The organism is Bradyrhizobium sp. 45 (assembly GCF_023073155.1).
Lineage (GTDB): Bacteria > Pseudomonadota > Alphaproteobacteria > Rhizobiales > Xanthobacteraceae > Bradyrhizobium > Bradyrhizobium canariense_D.
Genome location: NZ_JADPIX010000117.1, coordinates 1 through 3262, shown reverse-complemented (window position 1 = coordinate 3262; position 3262 = coordinate 1). Strand labels below are relative to the sequence as shown.

At 66.3% G+C, this 3262-nt stretch carries 2 protein-coding genes; both read right to left on the bottom strand.

Annotated elements, in window-relative coordinates; all coding sequences use genetic code 11:
* On the bottom strand, positions 1 to 443 hold a 443-nt coding region (locus tag IVB42_RS20025), incomplete at its 3' end, for a chemotaxis protein CheW (protein WP_085348214.1).
* A gap of 24 nt (positions 444 to 467) precedes the next feature.
* On the bottom strand, positions 468 to 3260 hold the full coding sequence (locus IVB42_RS20020; RefSeq protein WP_247471177.1) for a hybrid sensor histidine kinase/response regulator: 2793 nt from the start codon (positions 3258 to 3260) through the stop codon (positions 468 to 470).
* Positions 3261 to 3262: the final 2 nt, after the last annotated feature.

Genomic DNA, 3262 nt, shown 5'->3' with positions numbered 1-3262 from the left:
TCGAGGACGCGATCGACGTCGAGGACGACCATGAGCTGGCCGTCGAGACGGTGGACACCGCCGGCGAGCTTGGCCATGCGGGGGTCGAGATTGACGGGGTTTTCTTCCATGCCGTCCTCGGCGAGCCGCAGCACTTCGCCGATCTGGTCGATCAGGAGGCCGTAGGATTCACCGCGCAGGTCGACGCCGACCGCCATCGGGATCTTGCCGTCCTCGGGCTTGGGCAGGCCGAGCCGGGCGCGCATGTCGACCACGGTGACGATGCGGCCGCGCAGGTTCAGCACGCCCGCGATCTCGCGCGAGGACAGCGGCACGCGGGTGACGCGCTCGGGCATGAACACGTCCTGGACGCGGGAGATCGGCAGGCCGAACAGCTGGCCGCCGATCATCGCGGTGACGTATTCGACCATGGCGCCTTCGCCGGACTGGGTCTTCTTGGTCATGTGCGTATCTCCTGATCCCGCTGGTTACGCTGCTGCGCGGCTCAGCTCGGAGGCACCGGCGGCGCCCGCGGTCTGTTCCTTCAGCGCCGCGATCAGACCGGGACGGTCGAACTTGGCGACATAGTCGTGGAAGCCGGCCTGACGGCCGCGCTCGATCGCCGCCGGCGACACCAGCGCGGAGAGGCCGATGATCGGCATCGCGCCCAGATTGCTGTCGGAGCGGATGGTCTCGGCAAACTCGAACCCGTTCATGTCGGGCATCTCGATGTCGGTCAGGACCACGTCGAAGCTCTGCGCGCGCAACGCCGCGAGGCCCTCCTGCGCGGTCGGCGCGGTGCGGACGCGGTAGCCGGCGGCCTTGAGCACCGGGGCCAGCATGTTGCGGAAGAACGCCGAGTCGTCGACCAGCAGCACCGATTGCGAGTGCAGCGACGGCTTCATCTCCTTGCGGGTGAACCAGTCGGCGAACGCCATCGGCAGGAAGTGGCCGACGTCGATCACTTCGGTGGCCTGGCCCTTGATCACGGCCGAGCCGAGAATGCCGGAGGAGGATCCGCCGACCTCGATGTTGAGCCGTTCCTCGACGATGTCGATGATCTCGTCGACGACGAGGCCCATGGAGCGGCCGTCGTCGGAGAACACCAGGATCGGCTGGGCGCCCTGGCTCGCGATGGTGACGCTCTCCATGGCAACGAGCGGCATCAGCTGCTCGCGGTACTGCACCATGTAGCGGCCGTTCGAGAACTCGATCTTGTCGGCCGGCAGCTCTTCCAGGCGCGTGACGAGCCCGAGCGGGACCGCCTTGGGCTGGGACGAGCCGGCGCGGAACACCAGCAGCGAGGTGGTCTGCTCGCCCGATCCGATGCTGTGCGTCCCGTTCTCGCTGTTCATGTCATGGGCCGAGGAGCCGGCGGCGCCGAGCGCCTTGGCAATGCCGTTGGGGTCGATGATCATGATGACCGCGCCGTCGCCCAGGATGGTATTGCCCGAGAACATGTCGATGTGGCGCAGCTTCGTCGACATCGGCTTGACCACGATTTCTTCGGTGTGGAACACGCCGTCGACGACGATGCCGAAGGTCTGGCTGCCGACCTGCGTCACCACGATGAAGCCGTTCTCGGGATCGGAGACGGCGCCGTCGTCGATCTTGAGCAGCTTCTTGAGATGGATCAGCGGCAGCAGCTTGTTGCGCAGCCTGAGAACCGCGGTGTCCTTGATGCGCTCGATGCGGTGCTCCGAGTTGGCGCGGGCCCGCACCAGCTCGACCACGGAGAGCTGCGGGATCGCAAAGCGGTCGCCGGCGGCTTCCACGATCAGCGCGGAGACGATGGCGAGCGTCAGCGGGATCTTGATGGTAACGGAGGAGCCTTCACCGGCGACCGACTTGATGTCGATGGTGCCGCCGATCTGGTCGATATTGGTGCGCACCACGTCCATGCCGACGCCGCGCCCCGACACCGAGGTGATGGCGGCAGCAGTGGAGAAGCCCGGGGCGAAGATGAACTTGTGGATCTGGGCTTCGCTCATCTTCTCGAGCTCGGCCTCGGTGACCAGACCTGAGGAGATCGCCTTGGCCTTGATCCTGTCGGTGTTCAGGCCACGGCCGTTGTCGGCGATGCAGATGATGATGTGGCCGCCCTCGTGATAGGCGGACAGGCGAATGGTGCCCTGCTCGCCCTTGCCGCCGGCGAGACGCTCGGCCGGGGTCTCCAGGCCATGGTCGGCGGAGTTGCGCACCATGTGGGTGAGCGGGTCCTTGATCAGGTCGAGCACCTGGCGGTCGAGCTCGGTGTCGGCGCCGTGCATCTCCAGCTCGATCTGCTTGCCGAGTTCGCTCGAGAGGTCGCGAACGATGCGGGGCAGCTTCTGCCAGGCATTGCCGATCGGCTGCATGCGCGTCTTCATGACGCCTTCCTGCAGCTCGGCGGTGACGTTGGACAGCCGCTGCAACGGCACCTTGAACTCGGTGTCCTCGTTGCGGCGGGATATCTCCAACAGCTGGTTGCGGGTCAGCACCAGCTCCGAGACCATGGTCATCAGATGCTCCAGCGTATCCACGTTGACGCGGATCGACTGGTTGGCGATGCTGGCTCCCTCGGCGGCGCCTTCGTCGGCGATCGACTTCTTCGGCGCGGCCTTGTCCTTCGCCTTGGTCTCCTTCGCGGCTTCCTTGGCAACAGGCACCGGGGCTTCAGCGGCAGGCGGAGGCTCCGCCTTGACTTCGGCCCTGGCAACCGGGACCGGCACTTCGATCGCGGTCTCGCGGAAGGCACGCTCGAGCTCGTCGAGCGAGACTTCGCCCGGACGCAGCGGACGCTCCAGGCTCTGGTCGGCCAGCACGCCGGAGGTCGGCGCGGCTTCGACGGCGACAGGCGCGTCCGGCACCAGCGGCGGCGCTTCGGCAACGGCAGCAGCAGCAGCGCCGGCCGCCATGGCGGCCATGCCCTGCTCGACCATCGCTTCCAGCTTGTCGATGAGATCGCGGTCGGTGCCCTCGGGCTCGGCTTCGGTCGCCTCCAGCCCGGCCAGAATTTCCTTGATGCGGTCGATCGAGGACAGGATCACCGTCACCGCCTGCCCCGTCACCGGCATGCCGTCACGGAATTTGCCCATCAGCGTCTCGCCGGCATGCGCCAGCGCTTCCAGTCGCGGCAATCCGAGGAAGCCGCACGTGCCCTTGATGGTGTGGACCAGCCGGAAAATGTTATCCAGGATCTTGGCGTTGTTCGGCTCCTGCTCGAACTTCACCAGCTGATTGTCCACGGTGTCCAGGCTCTCGCTGGTTTCCGTCAAAAACTCCCGCAACAGATCATCCATGA

What these genes read in the sequence shown, in the direction of transcription:
- IVB42_RS20020 (WP_247471177.1), bottom strand. Translation starts at nt 3,260, where the DNA reads ATGGATGATCTGTTGCGGGAGTTTTTGACGGAAACCAGCGAGAGCCTG.